We start from the raw sequence: 16,350 nt of genomic DNA, 5'->3' as shown, positions 1-16,350 counted from the left end.
CCGCCCGCAGGGCTGAGCCTGCGGGCGTGGCCCCTACAGCAGCGTCCCTCCCTCCACCTTGAAGGAGGACAGCGCCTCGTCCAGCCGCCTCAGCGTGTCGGGGTGCAGAGCGATGCCCGCGGTCTGCAGGTTCTCGGTGATGTGCGAGGGCGTCCTGCTGCCGGGGATCGGCACCACGTGCTCGTCCTGGTGCAGCAGCCAGCCCAGCGCCAGCTGGGCTGGGGTGATGCCCAGCTCGGTGGCCAGCCGCCTGATCGGCGCGTACCTGTCGTTGTTCACGGCCAGGTTGGCGGCGTCGAAGCGCGGCGCGTGGCGCCGGAAGTCGCCCTCCTCCAGCTTCGAGACGCTCCCCGTGAGGAAGCCCGAGCCCAGCGGGCTCCACGCCACCACACCGACACCGAGCTCCCGCGTCGCCGCCAGCAACTCGGGGTCGATCGGCCGCCACATCGACCACTCCACCTGCACAGCCGCGATCGGCAGCACGGCGTGGGCGCTACGCAACTGCTCGGCGGTCACGTTCGACAGGCCCGCATGCCGTACCAACCCCGCCCGCACCAGATCGGCCACCGCGCCCATGGTGTCCTCGACCGGCACGCCGGGGTCGGGGTAGTGCAGGTAGTACAGGTCGATCACGTCGGTGCCGAGGTTGCGCAGGCTGCGCTCGGCGTAACCGCGCACCAGGGCGGGGTCGGCGTTGCCGCGCAGCTCACCGAAGGCATACCCCACGGGGATGGACCTGGTCTCCACCCCCTCAGGGACGGCCAGGCCGAACTTGGTCGCCACGACGACCTCGTCCCTCCTGCCCTTGATCGCCCTGCCGACCAGGCGCTCGTTGTGCCCGTCCGGCCCGTAGGCGTCGCTGGTGTCGATGTGGGTGCCGCCCTCGTCGAGAGCGTGACGCAGCGCGGCCAGCGCCCAGTCGTCGTCGATCTCGCCGTAGATGCCGGGAGAGAGCACCATCGCCCCGTATCCGATCGGGGGGACGGTGAGTTTGCCAAGAGTTCTCATGCCCCCGATCCTGCGCGCTCCCCGGTGGCCACGTCCAAGACATGCCGGTATAACCGGTGGTTATGGAGATTCACCTGCGCGAACTGCGGTACTTCGTCGCGGCCGCCGAGGAGCTCAACGTCACCAGGGCGGCCGAGCGGCTCTTCGTGTCGCAGCCCGCCCTGTCCAAGCAGCTGAGAGCGCTGGAACGGCAGCTCGGGTTCACCCTCTTCGACCGCGTGCCGAGCGGCCTCGCGCTCACCCGGCAGGGCACGGCGCTGCTGCCTGTCGCCCGCGACCTGCTGGCCCGCTGGGACGAGGGCCTCGATCTGGTACGGCAGGCCGCCCCCAGCGGCACCCTGGTGATCGGCCTGCAGACCGCCGTCGGCCGAGGGATCCAGGCCGAGGCGCTGCGGCGCTTCAGGGAGCGGATGCCGGGCTGGATGGTGTCGCTGCGCGTGGTCGGCTGGGAGGACCCGAGCGCCGGGCTGTCCGACGGCAGCTCCGACGTCGCCTTCGTGTGGCTGCCCGCACCCGAGGGGGTGGCCACCAGGGTGCTGGCGACCGAACGGCGCTTCGTCGCGATGCCGGAGAACCACCGGCTGGCCGCCAGGGAGGAGATCGACTTCGCCGAGTTGCGCGGCGAGCCGTTCGTGGCGCTGCCCGAGACGGCAGGGCCGCTGCGGGACTTCTGGCTGGGCGGTCCTGGAACGATCATCGGGGCGGAGGCGGCCTCACCCGACGGCGTCTTCGAGGCGGTACTGGCCGGGCTCGGGCTGGTGCTGCTCTCGGAGGGCAACGCGGAGCTGTACCGGCGCCCTGGGCTGGTCGCCCGTCCGGTCTCAGGCCTGTCGCCTGCCAGGCTGGCCCTCGCCTGGCGCGCCGCCGACCGCCGTCCGGCCGTCACCGCGTTCGTACACTCCTTCGGCTAGCCGTACGGCCCGCGGCTCCGACTGGTCGCCGGACCTGCCCCGGTAGCATGACGATCACGTCGGATGAGGTGAAGGAGACGCTCGTGAGCGAGCTGGACCGTGTTCCTCCAGGTGTTGATCCCAAGGTGCCGAGTTCCGCCCGGGTGTACGACTATCTCCTCGGCGGCAAGGACCACCTCGCCGTCGACAGGGCCGTCGCCGACCGGCTCCTTTCCGTCGCCCCCGACACCAGGCTGGTCGCCAGGGCCAACAGGGCCTTCATGGTCAGGGCGGTGCGCCATCTGGCCGAGCAGGGGGTGCGGCAGTTCATCGACCTGGGCACCGGTATACCGACCTCGCCGAGCGTTCATGAGGTCGCCCGGCAGGTGAGCCCCGCGTGCCGGGTGATCTACGTGGACTACGACCCCGTGGTGCGGATGCACGCCGACGTGCTGCTGGCCAGGACACCCGGCGTGGCGAGCATCCAGGCCGATGTGCGCAAGCCTCACGAGGTGCTGAACGATCCGCACGTCACCGGTCTCATCGACTTCGACCAGCCGGTCGGCGTGCTGATGGTGGCGGTGCTGCACTTCATCCTGGACAGCGAGGACCCCGCCGGGATCGTGGCGAGCTTCAGGGAGCGGATGGCGCCGGGCAGCCATCTGGTGCTGTCGCACACGATGGCCGAGAGCGCGCCCGAGGCGGTCGCGCAGCTCACGATGGCCACGGCCAACTCGCCCGCCCAGGCCACCTTCCGGACGCGGGATCAGGTGGAGAGGCTGTTCGAGGGCTTCGACCTGATCGGCCCAGGACTCGTGCCCGTCCAGGAGTGGCGCCTCGGCGACGAGGACGAAGCGCAGGTGCCGCTGCTGGACGAGGCGCCCAAGCTGCGCGTCGACGGAGCCGTGGGCCGGATTCTCTGACGTCATCGCGGGGCGGCGGGCGAGGATGACCGGATGACGTCGTGTGCGCAGGTCGTCGTCTCCGGGGCGCGGCGCCTGACCTCGGGGTGGCGCTTCGACTGTCTCGTACGGCGGGATCCTGGAAGCGAGGGATAGCGCTTTCACGGGTGGATGGGGTGAAATGTCAGGGCCCGCCATATGACCTTTGGGAGACCCTGTGCCCCTGTTCGACCTCCCCCTCGACCAGCTTCGGGAGTACCGCCCCGAGAGGGACGAGCCCGCCGACTTCGACGCCTTCTGGAGCCGCACCCTGGCCGAGGCCGCCGAGCACGACCTCGCTCCTGTCTTCACGCCCCACGACATCCCGCTGGCCACCGTGGACGTCTATGACACCTCCTTCGCGGGATGGGGCGGCCACCGGATCAACGGCTGGCTGCTCGTGCCACGTGCGGCCGAGGGCCCCGTGCCGTGCGTGGTGCAGTACATCGGTTACTCGGGCGGCAGGGGTTTCGTCCACGATCACCTGGTCTGGCCGTCGGCGGGCCTGGCGGTGCTGGTCGTCGACACGCGCGGGCAGGGAGGCCACAGCCTGCACAGCCCCGGTGCCACCGCCGACCCGCACGGCGGCGCCTCCCCGCAGGCGCCGGGCATGATGACCAGGGGCATCCTCGACCCCGACGACTACTACTACCGCCGGGTCTTCACCGACGCGGTGAGGGCCGTGGAGGTCGCAGCGGGGCACCCCGCCGTCGACGGCGACAGAATCGTGGTCTCGGGCGGCAGCCAGGGCGGCGGCATCGCCCAGGCGGTGGCGGCGCTGCGTCCCTCGGTGAAGGGCGCGCTGATCGACGTGCCGTTCCTCACCCACTTCCGCAGGGCGGTCGAGATCACCGGACGCGACCCCTACCAGGAGATCGTCCGCTTCCTCGCCAGCCAGCGGCCCAGCGCGGAGTCCGTCTTCCGCACGCTGTCGTACTTCGACGGGCTGAACTTCGCCGCCAGAGGGCAGACGTCCGCGCTGTACTCGGTGGCGTTGATGGACGACGTGTGCCCGCCCTCGACGGTGTTCGCCGCCTACAACCACTGGCAGGGGCCGAAGGAGATCACCGTCTGGCCGTGGAACAGCCACGAGGGCGGCGGCGGCTTCCAGCGTGAGGAGCAGCTGCGTTACGTCAGCAAGCTGTTCGGCTAGCAAGCGTCAGGCCGGTACGGCCCGCCGTACCGGCCACCTTCCGGGCGCAGATCTACCACGGGGCCGCGCAGCTTCCACGGGCGCCGCTCATGCAGATGCCAGTGGGCGTCCTGCGGGGCAGGGCTTCGGTGGTGGTGACGGGGGCGTCGCCTCGTCACTTGAGTGAGTCCAGCAGGGCCCGCACGCGCGGTTCGGTGTCCTCGGGCTCGCCCCTGGTCAGCTCGCCGCCCATGCCCACGGCCACCGCCCCCGCCGCGATCCACTCGGGCGCGGTGGCGGCGGTGACCCCGCCCGTGGGCACGACCGGGGCATGGGGAAGGGCCTGCAGCAGGTCGCGCAGCGCCTTGGGTGAGCTCTGAGAGGCCGGGAACAGCTTCACCAGGTCGGCCCCTGCCTCCAGGGCGACGACGATCTCGGTCGGGGTCGCGGCGCCCGCCACCACGGGGACTCCGTGGCGGCTGCCCGCGCGGATCACCTCGGTGCTGAGAATGGGACACACCAGGAAACGCGCCCCCGCCTCGATGGCCAGCACCGCCTGGTGGGCGTCGATCACCGTGCCCGCCCCGATCAGGGCACGGCTCTCCTGGGAGGAGAGCGTACGAATGGCGCCCAGCGCGCCGGGCGTCGAGAGGGAGACCTCGATAGCCCCGAGCCCGGCGGAGACGAGCCGCTCGCCGTACGAGACGGCTGTGCCGGCCGACGGCGCGCGGATGATGCCGATCACCCGGTCGGCCACCACGCGCTCTGCCAGCCGCCACCTGAACTCCCGCACCGGGCCACCTCCGTGGGATTTGATTGCTCTATATGGAATGCTTTCGCACATATTGCAAGGCTGTCAATTGGAAACGCAGGCGGTATCGTCGCCGATCAAGTCAGCGTGAACTAAGGAGAACCTGGTGATTCGTCCGGACGTGGTCGGGGTCGGCGAGGCGATGGTGCTGCTCCAGCCCGCCCAAGGTGAGGACCTGACGACCGCCGCGCGGATGGACGTGCACGTCGGCGGCGCCGAGCTGAACGTGTGCGCGGCCGTCGCCAGGCTCGGCGGCACCGCCTGGTTCGCCTCCCGCGTGGGCGCCGACCCGTTCGGCGAGCGAGTGCTGAACGCCGCACGCGCCCTCGGCGTCGGCACCTCCCTGGTCGGCCGCGACGCCGGACGTCCGACGGGCGTGTTCTTCAAGGAGGTACGGCCGGACGGTGCCAGGCGCGTCCACTACTACAGGAGCGGTTCGGCGGCGGCGGGAATGGACGAGGGTGACGCGGCCGCCATCCTGGCCGCCCGCCCGCGAGCGATCGTGGTCAGCGGCATCACGATCGCGCTGGGTGAGGGGCCCGAGCGGCTGGTGCGGGCGCTGGCGGAGGGGGCGCGCGAGGCCGGGGCCATGCTGGTCGTCGACCCAAACCTCCGCCCTGCTCTCGGCCGCCAGTCCCGGGTGCTGGAGACGGTCCGCGAGCTGCTGCCGCTGACCGATCTGCTGGTTCTCGGACAGGACGAGGCCGAACCCCTCTTCGGCGCCACCGACCCTGCCGCCGTCTTCGCCGCCGCCCAGGCCGGCGGAACGGGGTCCGGGGCGGGGACCGGGCGGGAGATCGAGGTGGTGGTGAAGGCGGGGGCCGAGGGGGTCCACTGCCGGGGCGAGGACGGGGCGCCCGTCCACCTGCCGAGTGCGGCGCGCGTGGTGCGCGACCCCGTCGGCGCGGGCGACGCGCTCCTGGGCGGCTATCTGGCCGCTCGTCTCGCCGGAGCGGGTCCTGAGCACGCCGCGTGGGTGGGAAGCCAGCTGGCGGGCCGCATCGTCGAGGTGTACGGCGATGTCGAGGGCCTGCCGTCGCCCGCCGAGGCCGCCGCCCTCCTCCACCGCTGACCCACCCGATCGTCTGGCCGCCAGCCGCCCAGCCGCCCGCCGTCCACGGCACCATGTGTCCAGGGCGGCAGCGGGGAGGGCGACGCCGTCCCGCGCAGGGAGCGGCGCGGGGTGGATCATCGGCTCGCAGGAACGAAGCGCAGGGAAAGAGTGCCTCTCCCATCGAGGAGGGCACTCTTTCGCGGGCGCGTCAGTCGGTGACGTGGAAGGCGACACCACCCTGCCCATCCGTGTCGGCGTCGAGAGACTTGTCGTCCAGCACGCTGGCCGCCACGGGGTCGAGGTAGACCCTCGCTCCCTCGGTCTCCACCACCGCGTCGGTGGGCTCGGGCGCCGTGGCCATGCTGAGCACCAGGGCTCCCTGGTCGTCTCCCTGCGAGGAGATGCGGATGCCGGCGGCCTCCACATCCTGCTGGGCGGTCAGGTCCTTGATGACCTGAGCTGCATTGGGTGTCAAGGTGAGCACGACGGCTCCTCCTCGTTCTCGGTTGCGGGATCCGGAGTCCTTGCCCCCTCAGCGCGGCCCTACACAGATGGCCAGCCGATTTCGTCGAGGCAGGCGCTGTAAGCCCCGCCACAGAAGGCGTTCGAGCCGCACACCTCGGTCCAGCTTCCACGCGTACGGCAGGCGCCTCCGACGGCCTGGCCCAAGCCGAGGCCCGTCCACCTGTTCGTCCTGGATGCCGGGCCAGACAGCGGGCCGCACGCGCAGGGGACCCCGAAGACCGCAGACCTCCTCGGGATCCCGCTAGCGCGTGGCCTCAGGTGAACGACGGCATGATGCGGTCGTGGATGAGCTGGAGCTGCGTCTCCACCGAGGAGACCTCCGGCAGGTCGCGTCCCATGAACTGCTTGACCAGCGTCGCGTCCGTCACCGCCAGGATCATGTGGTTGACCCCCGAAGGCTCGATCTCCCTCTTGATCTTCTCCACGCACTCCTCGGGGGTGCCCGCGATCGACAGGCGGTCGCCCAGCTCGGGCGTGGTCAGTTCGATCGCCCGCGCCAGATCGCCCGCCCCCAGCGCGTCGACGATCGGCTTCATCGCGCTCGGGTCCACCCCGTTGCGCTCCAGCTGCTCGTCCGGCATCGAGGAGGCGTACAGCCCGACCATGCTGCGGGCCGCCTCCTTCGCCACCGCCGAGTCGGGCCCGGTGGCGAAGACGACCCAGGCGCCGATGTCCATCGACGACCAGTCCTTGCCCGCCTTCTCCGCCCCCGCCCTGAACTCCGTGACCAGGTAGTCGTAGGCCTCGCGGGTGTAGCTGAGCGCGTGGTGGACGCCGTCCGACAGCTCACCGGCCGCGCGGAAGGAGCGGGGCCCGCGCATGGCGCCGAGCTTCACGGGGACGCGCTCCTGCACCGGCCTGGCGAAGGTGAACAGGCCGTTGTACCTGAAGAACTCGCCCTCGAAGGTGATCGCGCCCTCGTCCAGGAGCGTGCGGACGACGTGCGCGGCCTCCTTCACGCGCGACAGCGGCCTGGTGACCGTCCAGTCGATGCCGTACTGGGCCAGCAGCCCGAAGTTGCCGCTCGACAGGACCACCTCGGCGCGTCCTCCGCTGAGCTCGTCGAGGGTGGCGGCGGCCTGCGCGATGAGCGTGGGCTCGCGCAGCACGACGGAGGAGACGCTCGGGCCGAACCTGATCCTGCTGGTCTGCTGCGAGGCCGCGGCGAACAGCAGCCACAGGTCCTTGTGCCAGGTCTCGTCCGCCGCGTAGCAGGCGTGGAAGCCGAGCTCGTCGGCCAGCCTGATCGCCGACAGGGAGTCCTGCAGCGGATAGTCCGGCAGCATCACGTAACTGAACTTCATCGCTCCTCCTGGATGGCGTCGCCCGCGGGGGCCACGCCGTGCTCGTGGGGCCTGGCGGCGAACAGGTACAGCGCTCCCAGGCCCACGACGACCAGGCCGGACAGCGCCACCAGCCAGTTGTCGTACCAGGGAGCGTCGGGGGTCCTCGGCCAGATCATGTTCACGATGGCCAGCACGCCGTACACCAGCGCTCCGACGTTGACCGCCAGGCCCGCGGCGCCCAGCGTGAAGGGCCCCGAAGGGCGCCAGCCGCGCAGCCGCGCCCGTAGCGCGGCCAGCACGACCATCTGGAAGCCGAGGTAGATGCCGAGCGTCGCGAACGAGATGATCTTCACGAGGGCGTCCTCCGAGACGATGGAGCCCATGACCACGAGCGCGGGCACGACCGCGGCCACCAGCAGCGCGTACGGCGGGACGTGCCGTACGGCCGAGAACCTGCTCAGCGGCTCGCTGCCGACGATCATGCCGTCGCGCGCGTAGGAGTAGAGCAGCCGGCTGGCGGCCGCCTGCAGGCTCAGCGCGCACGACAGGAACGACAGCAGCACCACCCCGAGCACCACCCGCAGCCCGGTGGGCCCGAAGGCGGTGGTGAGCACCTCGGAGACGGGGTCGGCGCTGGCTCCGGAGATCACCGCGCCGAAGTCCGGTACGGCCAGCAGCAGCGCAAGGCAGACGAACGTCGCGGCCGCCCCGCCCACGTAGATCGTCATGCGCATGGCCTTCGGGATGCGCCGCGTCGGGTCGGGCACCTCCTCGGCGACGTCCCCGCAGGCCTCGAAGCCGTAGTACTGGAAGATCCCGATCAGTCCGGCGGCCAGGAAGGCGGCGAAGTAGCCCGACTCCGAGCCCGCCCCGAACGAGTCGAACAGCACGCCGAGCCCGTGGTGCCGTTGGGTCAGCAGCAGCCAGCCGCCGACCGCCAGCGCCCCCACCAGCTCGGCGGTGAACCCGATGATCGCCGCCATCGCCAGCACCCTGGTCCCCGCCAGGTTGACGGCCACCGCGACCGCCAGGATGACCAGCGCGCACATGATCGTGTTGGTCGTGCTCGCCTCGATGCCCAGGAAGGCCGACAGGTAGGGGCCGGCGCCGTACGCGACGCTGGCGATGGTCACCAGCAGCGCGACGAGGTAGACCCAGCCCGTCATCCACGCCCACCTGCGCCCCCACAGGCGCCGCGCCCACGGGTAGATGCCGCCGGTCAGCGGGTACTGCGAGACGATCTCCCCGAACACCAGCGCCACCAGGAACTGGCCCGCGCCGACGATCAGCAGGCTCCAGATCATCGGTGGCCCACCGGTGGCCAGCGAGACGGCGAACAGCGTGTAGATCCAGACGACGGGGGACAGGTAGGTGAAGCCGAGGGAGAAGTTCGCCCACAGGCTCATGTCCCTGCGGAACTCGGAGGTGTAGCCGAGGTCGGCCAGTCTGCCGTCATCGGTCGAGGTCATCGAGCAACTCCTCGCCGGAGACGACCTTGTCGGCGAAGTGGGCGTGCATCCAGGCCAGGTGGCCGGCGCGGGAGCGGACCAGGCGCAGGGTGTCCCAATTGGGGAAGGTCTGCTGGGTCACGTGCTCGGTCATGAGCGCGGGATCCACCTCGTAGACGTGCTCGAAGCGGGTCACCGCCACCTCGGAGGCGCGCTCGGGCGGCGGCGGGGTCATCTCGTCCCTGTAGCGGTAGCTCACGACTCCTCCTCGCCTGACGGCTCGTCGATCGCTGCGGTTTCGGCATGGCACAGCGGAGGGACCTCGGCGGGCCCCGGTGAGGGGGTCATGGGCTGCCGTCCTGGTCGGGGTAGGCGCGGTCGAGGAGGTACTTGCCGGGGTTCATGATGTTGTGCGGGTCGAGCGCCCGCTTGATCGCGAGCATCACGTCGAACCCGCCGCCCAGTTCCTCGGGCACCAGGTCCACCTCGCCCTCGCGGCACGAGCCGTGGCAGGCGCTGATCGAGCCGCCGTGGGCCAGCGCCACCGCCGCCAGGTCGCGCTTGGCCGACACCCACGCCGCCCAGGCGGCGTCGTCGAGGCGCTGCTCCCAGATGCCGATGTCGATCTCGGTCAGGTAGTCCGCGCCCGTGGCGCCGTTGGTGTAGGCGAACATCCCCCAGTCGTCGAAGACGTCGGAGGCGCGCCGCAGCCGGTCGGCGATCTCGTGCCAGGCCAGCCGTACGGCCGGCAGGTTCGTGTAGTTGATCGAGGCGTCCTCGCAGTGCCAGCTCATCGGCACGACCTGGCCCGAGCGGGTGCGTCCGTGCAGCGGGGTGGCGTAGCGGTCGTGGCGGGCGGCCCAGTCGCCCTGCGAGATCTCGTCGCCGAGGTAGCGCGCCCCCATCGAGCGGGCGATGCGCATCAGGCGGGAGCCGCCCGCGCGCACCTCGTCCTCGTAGCCGTACAGCGCCGCGCAGACCAGCGCCTTCACCGAGGCGGGCTGCGGGATGTAGGCCTCGTCGTCGCGCCGCAGGTAGGCGACCTTCCACTCGTCGAACAGCACCGCGCCGGCGAACGTCGCCACGCCCGCCCTGGCCAGCTGACCCACGGTCCGGTAGGCGCTGTCGTAGTCGTCGAAGGCCCAGAACGGCGAGAACTCGGCCTCGGGCTTGGGGAAGAGCTTCAGCGTGGCCTCGGTGGCGATGCCGAGCGTGCCCTGGTGCCCCATGAACAGGTGCTTCAGCTGGTAGCCGCTCGAGGATTTGGTGATCTTCCTGCCGATGCCGTCGCCGACGTGGATGACCCGCCCCGTGGGCAGCACGTGGTCGAAGCTCAGCACCAGGTCGCGGGTGTGGCCGTACCGCGAGCCGATCAGCGACCAGCCGCTGGTGCCGATGCGGCCGCCGACGAGCGAGCACGGATACGACGCGGGGTCGTCCGGATAGAGCAGGCCGTGCCGTGAAAGCACCTCGTTGAGCTTCAGCGCGTTGATGCCGGTGCCAACCGTACAGGTCCTGTTGTCGAGATCGATCTCCTTGATCTGGTTGAGCCGTTTCACATCCACGACGATGCCGCCGCGCAGCGGCACCGCGCCGTCGGTGAGACCCGTCCCGCCGTCACGCGGCACGACAGGGATGCGGTGGGCGTGCGCGAGCCTCAGCACCTCGGCGACCTCGCCGGTCGAGCCGGGCATGACGATCAGGTCGGGCATCCGCTCGGCCCAGCGGTGCACGGGGAAGGGCGCGGGCACGCGCGTCCTGTTGAGGCGGTCGGCCTTGCCGGTGAGCACGTGGTCGTGGCCGAGGATCCGCCGCAGCTCCTCCACCACGGGATCGCCGAGCGTGACGGTCACGGCGCCACTCCCAGCGACTCGGCGAGCAGCTCGTGCAGGTCGACGACGCCGATCGAGCGGGCCTCGCCCGCCGCTGTCAGCGGGCGCTCGGCCCACGGGCAGGCGGTGACGAGGGTGTCCACGCCCAGCTCGGCGGCCTTGCCCATGCGCATCTCGCTGATCTTGGCGGTCAGCTCGGGCTTCTCCACCGCCAGCCCGCCGCCCGCGCCCGAGCAGTACGACCACTGGCTGACCCTGTCGACGTCGTGGAAGGTCAGGCCGGGGATCGCCCGCAGGATCTCGCGCGGCTCCTGCCAGATCCCCTTGCGCTTGTTGAGCCTGCACGGGTCGTGGTAGGTGACCGTCCGTTCGACCGGCACGTGGGGGGCCAGCCGTCCCTCCCTGATCAGCGCCGCCAGCAGCTCCACCACCAGCACCACCTCGATGTCGAAGGCCTCGCCGAAGTACTTCGGATAGTCCTCGGTGAAGGTGATGTAGTCGTGCGGGTCGAGCACGAGCACCCGACGCACCCCCGAGGCCCGCCAGTCGGCCAGGTTGTGCTCGGCGAAGCGCCGCGCCTGCTCCTCGTAGCCCATCTCGGCGGCGGGCCCTCCGCAGCACCACTGCTCGTTCATCAGCCCGAAGCCGTATCCGGCCAGTCCCAGGACGCACGCCACCGACCTCGGCACCGACGGGCGGTAGAAGGCGGCCTCGCAGTCGACGAACAGGATCGTCTCGCCGCCCACCGTCAGGTCGAGGCCCTGCGCCCAGTCGCGCACCCGCTCCTGCGAGACCCCGTCGGCCACGGGCTCGTGGGTCCGCTCGGCCGTCAACTCGTTCCATCGCCGCCAGGCCGGCTGGTGCACCTCCTGCCGTACGGCCAGCGAACGCACACCCTTGACCAGGTCGACCGTCCTGGTGCGGAAGCGGTAGAAGTCGCCGGTGAACAGGGAGTTCGGGCAGCGCAGCTCGCAGGCCCCGCACCCGGTGCAGTTGACGTAGTCGGCCGCGACGTCCGCCACCTCGAGCGAGCCCTGCTCCATCGCCACCACGTTGGCGTGGAAGGCGGTGGGGCTCCACGACTCGTTCCCCGTGACCTGCATGACGGGGCAGACCTCGCGGCAGAACTTGTGGCCTGAGGAGAAACAGTTGTAGGCGGCGTCACGCCACTCCTCGGCGAACCTCTTCTCGGGATCGGGCACGGGAGGCCTCCCTCAGATCGGGTTGCAATTAAAACTATGAGTTCATATTTCAAAAGGCAATAAGCTGTCTGCTGTGCATCAGCTCCCCGGCGCCGCTGTCTTCGCCCCCGTCGACGACGGCTCGGGCAGGGTCGAGGTCGTGGTCCGGCGCCTGGCCGAGGCGATCGCGCTGGGCCTCGTCGCCGACGGCGACCAGCTGCCCGCCGAGCTCGAGCTGGCCGCCTCCCTCAACGTCTCCACCGTCACCCTGCGGGCCGCCCTCGCCGCGCTGCGCGAACGCGGCCTGGTCGAGACCAGGCGGGGCAGGGGCGGCGGCACGTTCGTGCGCGGCCCCGCCGACCCCTCCACGGCCAGGCTGCGCACCAGGCTGCGCGAGCTGAGCACCTCCGAGCTGCGCGAGATCGGCGACTACCGCGCCGCCATCGCCGGCACGGCCGCCCGCCTCGCCGCCCTGCGCGCCTCGGCCGACCAGGTCGCCAGGCTCCATCACGTCGTCGACCGCCTCGAAGCGGCCGGCACCGTCGGCGAGCGCCGCCGCGCCGACGGCCGCTTCCACATCGAGGTCGCCGCCGCCGCCCAGTCGGTCAGGCTGACCCGCGCGGAGATCGACATCCAGTCCGAGGTGGGCGAACTGCTCTGGCTGCCCTACGGCGAGGCCGTCGACCCCGGCGAGGTCGTGCGCAGCCACCGCCAGGTCATCGAGGCCATCACCGCCAGGCAGGCCGACCGGGCGCGGACCTTGACAGAGGAGCACCTCGACAGGGGCACGGAGCGTCTGATGGAGTTCCATTGGCGACTTGTCACCCAGGGCCGACGGGAGTGGCGATGAGCGATCCACATGTGGCCCACGTGGCCGAGCGGGTTCACGCGATCGTCGAGGACGTCTTCGGCGCGCTGGAGGAGATCAGGGTGGGCATGGAGGAGTGCTACCGCTCCTCGCCCTCCTTCACCTCCGCGGACCTGGCCGGGGTCCGGCCACAGATCTTCGGCTGCCTGCGCCGCCTGCGCGGCGTGGCGGCGGGCACCGGTGTGATCGTCGCGCCAGGGGTGCTGGCCGACCGGCCGCGCTGGCTCGACTGGTGGCAGGCCCCTCCGGAGGACGACCCGGTCTTCCTCGACGTCGACCTCGACCCCGACAGCCTCGACTTCTACGACTACACCGCCGCCGAGTGGTTCGCCGCGCCGCAGCGCACCCGCTGCCGCCACGTGGTCGGGCCCTACGTCGACTACGGCGGCACCGACACCTACGTGCTCACCTTCACCGCCCCCGCTCAGGTGGACGGGCGCTTCCTGGGCGTGGTCGGCGCCGACGTGCGGGCGGCCAGGTTCGAGGCGCTGCTGCTGGGCGTGCTGGCCGCGTGCCCGACGCAGGTGACGCTGGTCAACGCCGAGGGCAGGGTGGTGGCGGCCAACTCCCCGCGACTGCCGGCCGGCGCGCTGCTGCCGGAGTACGAGGCGCAGGCGCGAGCGGTCGCCGCGCGGCTGCCTGACCCGCCGTGGCGCATCGTTTCCTCGTCGAGGGAGAGGGCGGTTAAGCTGGCCTGACGATCTTGCACAAAGGGGCTGGCTTTGATACCGCGGCACGACTTCGCCTTCGACCCGACCTATGGTTACGACCTCGACGCGCTGCTGGCCGTACCCGCGCCCGAAGCGCCGGCGGACTTCGAGCGGTTCTGGCGGGAGACGCACGCGCGAGCCAGCGCGGTCAGCGTCGCGCCCAAGCTCGGCCCGGTGGAGTGGGAGGCCGACGGCCTGCGCTTCCACGGCGTGAGCTTCACCTCGACCGACGGGTTCAGGATCGGCGGCTGGCTGAGCCTGCCGATCGACGGCGAGATCACCAGGGCCCGCGTGGTCGCCCACGGCTACGGCGGCAGGGACAGGCCCGAGGTGCGGGTCGGCATCCCCGGCACGGCGACGATCTGGCCGTGCGCGCGCGGCCTGCCCACCCGCAGCCTCCACCCCGACCTGCCCTCCGACGCGCAGGAGCACGTCCTGCACGGCATTGGCTCGCGCGAGACCTACATCCACCGCGGCTGCGTCGCCGACATGTGGTGCGCGGCGACCGCGCTGGGCGAACTCGTGCCCGAGAGCACCGGCGTCAGGCTCGACTACGTCGGCTCCAGCTTCGGCGGCGGCATCGGCCCGTTCGTGCTCGCCTTCGACGACAGGTTCACCAGCGGCGCGCTGGTCGTGCCGAGCTTCGGCAACCACCCGCTGCGGGTCACGCTGCCGTGCACGGGCAGCGGCGCGGCGGTCCGCGACCTGCACGCCAGGCGGCCCGAGGTGCTCGACGTGCTGGCCTACTTCGACTCGGCCACCGCGGCCACGTTCGTGCGCCGACCCGTGCACGTCGGCGCCGCGCTGTTCGACCCCTCGGTGCCGCCGCCCGGCCAGTTCGCTGTGTACAACGCGCTCGGCGGGCCGAAGGAGCTGTTCGTCATGGAAACCGGACACTTCGCCCACCCGGAAGAAGCGGCGCAGGAAGAGGCGTTGACCCAGGCGCAATACGGGTTCATGACCGCTTGATAACCTCCCGCGGTGCGGTGGATCGTTCATCGCGGGTACGTGGACGGGTTGAGAGTGCGAGGAGGAGACGTGGACATCAGTCGGAGCGGCGAGTGGGCGGCGCTGAAGGCCAACCACGAGGCGGTGGCGGGAAAGCACCTGCGTGAGCTGTTCGCCGAGGACCCCGGCAGGGCGGAGCGGATGAGCCTCACCGCCGGTGACCTCTACCTCGACTACTCCAAGCACCGCGCCACCGCCGAGACGATGGAGCTGCTGCTCGCGCTCGCGCGGAAGGCGGGCCTGCGGGAGCGGATCGAGGCGATGTTCTCCGGCGAGCACATCAACGTGAGCGAGGACCGCGCCGTCCTGCACGTGGCGCTGCGCATGCCCGCCGACGCCAAGCTGGTCGTGGACGGTCAGGACGTCGTCGCCGACGTGCACGCCGTGCTGGACAAGATGAGCGACTTCAGCGGCAGGGTGCGCTCTGGTGAGTGGAAGGGCCAGACGGGCCAGGCCATCAAGACCGTGGTCAACATCGGCATCGGCGGCTCCGACCTCGGACCCGCCATGGCCTACGAGGCGCTGCGCGACTACGCCGACGCTGGCATCACCGCCAGGTTCGTCTCCAACATCGACCCCGCCGACATCCACGGCGCGCTCAAGGACCTCGACCCCGCCACCACGCTGGTCATCGTCAGCTCCAAGACCTTCACCACGCTCGAGACACTCACCAACGCCAAGGTGGCGCGCGCGTGGCTGGTCGGGGCGCTCGGCGAGGAGGCCGTGGCCAAGCACTTCGTGGCCGTCTCCACCAACGCCGAGAAGGTCGCCGAGTTCGGCATCGACACGGCCAACATGTTCGGCTTCTGGGACTGGGTCGGCGGCCGCTACTCCTACGACGGCGCCATCGGGCTGTCGCTGATGATCGCCATCGGGCCCGAGCGCTTCCGCGAGATGCTCGACGGCTTCCACACCGTCGACGAGCACTTCCGCACCGCGCCCTTCGAGGCCAACATGCCGGTGCTGATGGGGCTGCTCGGCATCTGGTACACCGACTTCTTCGACGCCCAGACCCGCGCGGTCCTGCCGTACAGCCAGCGGTTGCACCGCTTCCCCGCCTATCTGCAGCAGCTGACCATGGAGTCGAACGGCAAGTCCGTCCAGGCGGACGGCACGCCGGTGACCGTGCCGACCGGTGAGATCTTCTGGGGCGAGCCGGGCACCAACGGTCAGCACGCCTTCTACCAGCTGCTGCACCAGGGCACCAGGCTGGTGCCCGCCGACTTCCTCGGCTTCGGCGAGCCCCTCGAGGACGCCGAGGGCATGCACGACCTGCTCACCGCCAACCTGCTCGCCCAGACCTCGGCCCTGGCGTTCGGCAAGACCGCCGAGGAGATCGCGGCCGAGGGCACTGCCGCCGAGGTCGTGCCGCACAAGGTGATGCCGGGCAACAGGCCCACCTCCACCCTTCTGGCTCCCAGGCTGACGCCCTCCACGCTCGGTCAGCTCGTCGCCCTCTACGAGCACATCGTCTTCGTCGAGGGCACGATCTGGGGCGTCGACTCCTTCGACCAGTGGGGCGTCGAGCTCGGCAAGAAGATGGCGATGGACCTGGCGCCCGCGCTCACCTCGGAGCAGCCCCCCGCGCAGGCGCCCGACGCCTCCACCGCGGCGCTGGTGCGCAAGTACAGGGAGATGCGCGGAAGAAAGGTCTGA

16 protein-coding genes are annotated in these 16,350 nt (G+C 71.0%); 8 read left to right on the top strand and 8 right to left on the bottom strand.

All coding sequences use genetic code 11. The features are described 5' to 3' along the window. Positions 1-33 precede the first annotated feature (33 nt). Positions 34-1,008: an aldo/keto reductase gene (locus FHR33_RS06845; RefSeq protein ID WP_183645037.1), complete on the bottom strand. Its 975-nt coding sequence runs from the start codon at positions 1,006-1,008 to the stop codon at positions 34-36. A gap of 62 nt (positions 1,009-1,070) precedes the next feature. Here FHR33_RS06845 and FHR33_RS06840 point away from each other — a divergent pair, with 62 nt between their 5' ends. The 3 genes from FHR33_RS06840 to FHR33_RS06830 all read left to right on the top strand — a co-directional run bounded on the left by FHR33_RS06840 (position 1,071) and on the right by FHR33_RS06830 (position 3,992). Next, a complete protein-coding gene (locus tag FHR33_RS06840) occupies positions 1,071-1,919 on the top strand; it encodes a LysR family transcriptional regulator (protein ID WP_183645034.1) in 849 nt (282 codons plus the stop codon). Positions 1,920-2,002: 83 nt separating this feature from the next. Next, positions 2,003-2,821 carry an SAM-dependent methyltransferase gene (locus tag FHR33_RS06835; protein WP_312895398.1) on the top strand — a complete coding sequence of 273 codons (819 nt, stop codon included), beginning with the start codon at positions 2,003-2,005 and terminating at the stop codon, positions 2,819-2,821. Positions 2,822-3,017: 196 nt separating this feature from the next. Beyond that, on the top strand, positions 3,018-3,992 hold the full coding sequence (locus FHR33_RS06830) for an acetylxylan esterase (RefSeq protein ID WP_183645028.1): 975 nt from the start codon (positions 3,018-3,020) through the stop codon (positions 3,990-3,992). Positions 3,993-4,146: 154 nt separating this feature from the next. On the opposite strand, the gene FHR33_RS06825 is transcribed toward FHR33_RS06830, so the two are convergent. After that, on the bottom strand, positions 4,147-4,764 hold the full coding sequence (locus FHR33_RS06825; protein WP_221240975.1) for a bifunctional 4-hydroxy-2-oxoglutarate aldolase/2-dehydro-3-deoxy-phosphogluconate aldolase: 618 nt from the start codon (positions 4,762-4,764) through the stop codon (positions 4,147-4,149). A gap of 124 nt (positions 4,765-4,888) precedes the next feature. Here FHR33_RS06825 and FHR33_RS06820 point away from each other — a divergent pair, with 124 nt between their 5' ends. After that, entirely contained in the window at positions 4,889-5,854 is a 966-nt protein-coding gene (locus FHR33_RS06820) for a sugar kinase (protein ID WP_183645022.1), read from the top strand. Positions 5,855-6,044: 190 nt separating this feature from the next. On the opposite strand, the gene FHR33_RS06815 is transcribed toward FHR33_RS06820, so the two are convergent. The 6 genes from FHR33_RS06815 to FHR33_RS06790 form a co-directional block, all read right to left on the bottom strand. Next, positions 6,045-6,320 (bottom strand): iron-sulfur cluster biosynthesis family protein, encoded by a 276-nt coding sequence (locus tag FHR33_RS06815; RefSeq protein ID WP_183645019.1) that lies wholly within the window; start codon positions 6,318-6,320, stop codon positions 6,045-6,047. Positions 6,321-6,615: 295 nt separating this feature from the next. Beyond that, entirely contained in the window at positions 6,616-7,665 is a 1,050-nt protein-coding gene (locus FHR33_RS06810) for an LLM class flavin-dependent oxidoreductase (RefSeq protein ID WP_183645016.1), read from the bottom strand. Further along, the gene (locus tag FHR33_RS06805) at positions 7,662-9,116 is read right to left on the bottom strand and encodes an APC family permease (protein WP_183645013.1); all 1,455 of its coding nucleotides are present in this window, start codon (positions 9,114-9,116) and stop codon (positions 7,662-7,664) included. The genes FHR33_RS06810 and FHR33_RS06805 overlap by 4 nt, the downstream gene beginning before the upstream one ends. Further along, on the bottom strand, positions 9,100-9,354 hold the full coding sequence (locus tag FHR33_RS06800; protein WP_312895397.1) for a hypothetical protein: 255 nt from the start codon (positions 9,352-9,354) through the stop codon (positions 9,100-9,102). Before FHR33_RS06800 ends, FHR33_RS06805 begins: the two co-directional genes overlap by 17 nt. An 85-nt stretch (positions 9,355-9,439) precedes the next feature. Then, entirely contained in the window at positions 9,440-10,948 is a 1,509-nt protein-coding gene (locus FHR33_RS06795) for an FAD-binding oxidoreductase (protein ID WP_183645010.1), read from the bottom strand. After that, positions 10,945-12,129, bottom strand: coding sequence for a (Fe-S)-binding protein (locus FHR33_RS06790; protein ID WP_183645007.1), 1,185 nt, complete (start codon positions 12,127-12,129; stop codon positions 10,945-10,947). The genes FHR33_RS06795 and FHR33_RS06790 overlap by 4 nt, the downstream gene beginning before the upstream one ends. A 73-nt stretch (positions 12,130-12,202) precedes the next feature. On the opposite strand from FHR33_RS06790, the gene FHR33_RS06785 reads away from it, so the two are divergent. The 4 genes from FHR33_RS06785 to pgi all read left to right on the top strand — a co-directional run bounded on the left by FHR33_RS06785 (position 12,203) and on the right by pgi (position 16,350). Then, positions 12,203-12,958 carry an FCD domain-containing protein gene (locus FHR33_RS06785; RefSeq protein WP_183645004.1) on the top strand — a complete coding sequence of 252 codons (756 nt, stop codon included), beginning with the start codon at positions 12,203-12,205 and terminating at the stop codon, positions 12,956-12,958. Next, positions 12,955-13,674, top strand: coding sequence for a PDC sensor domain-containing protein (locus FHR33_RS06780; protein WP_183645001.1), 720 nt, complete (start codon positions 12,955-12,957; stop codon positions 13,672-13,674). Before FHR33_RS06785 ends, FHR33_RS06780 begins: the two co-directional genes overlap by 4 nt. Before the next feature lie 24 nt (positions 13,675-13,698). Next, on the top strand, positions 13,699-14,655 hold the full coding sequence (locus tag FHR33_RS06775) for an acetylxylan esterase (RefSeq protein ID WP_221240974.1): 957 nt from the start codon (positions 13,699-13,701) through the stop codon (positions 14,653-14,655). A gap of 69 nt (positions 14,656-14,724) precedes the next feature. After that, positions 14,725-16,350, top strand: a complete 1,626-nt coding sequence (gene pgi, locus FHR33_RS06770; protein WP_183644998.1) for a glucose-6-phosphate isomerase — start codon at positions 14,725-14,727, stop codon at positions 16,348-16,350.

The sequence above is a fragment of the Nonomuraea dietziae genome, from assembly GCF_014195505.1.
Classification (GTDB): Bacteria; Actinomycetota; Actinomycetes; order Streptosporangiales; family Streptosporangiaceae; genus Nonomuraea; species Nonomuraea roseola.
This window is presented reverse-complemented; position numbering and strand designations above follow the sequence as displayed.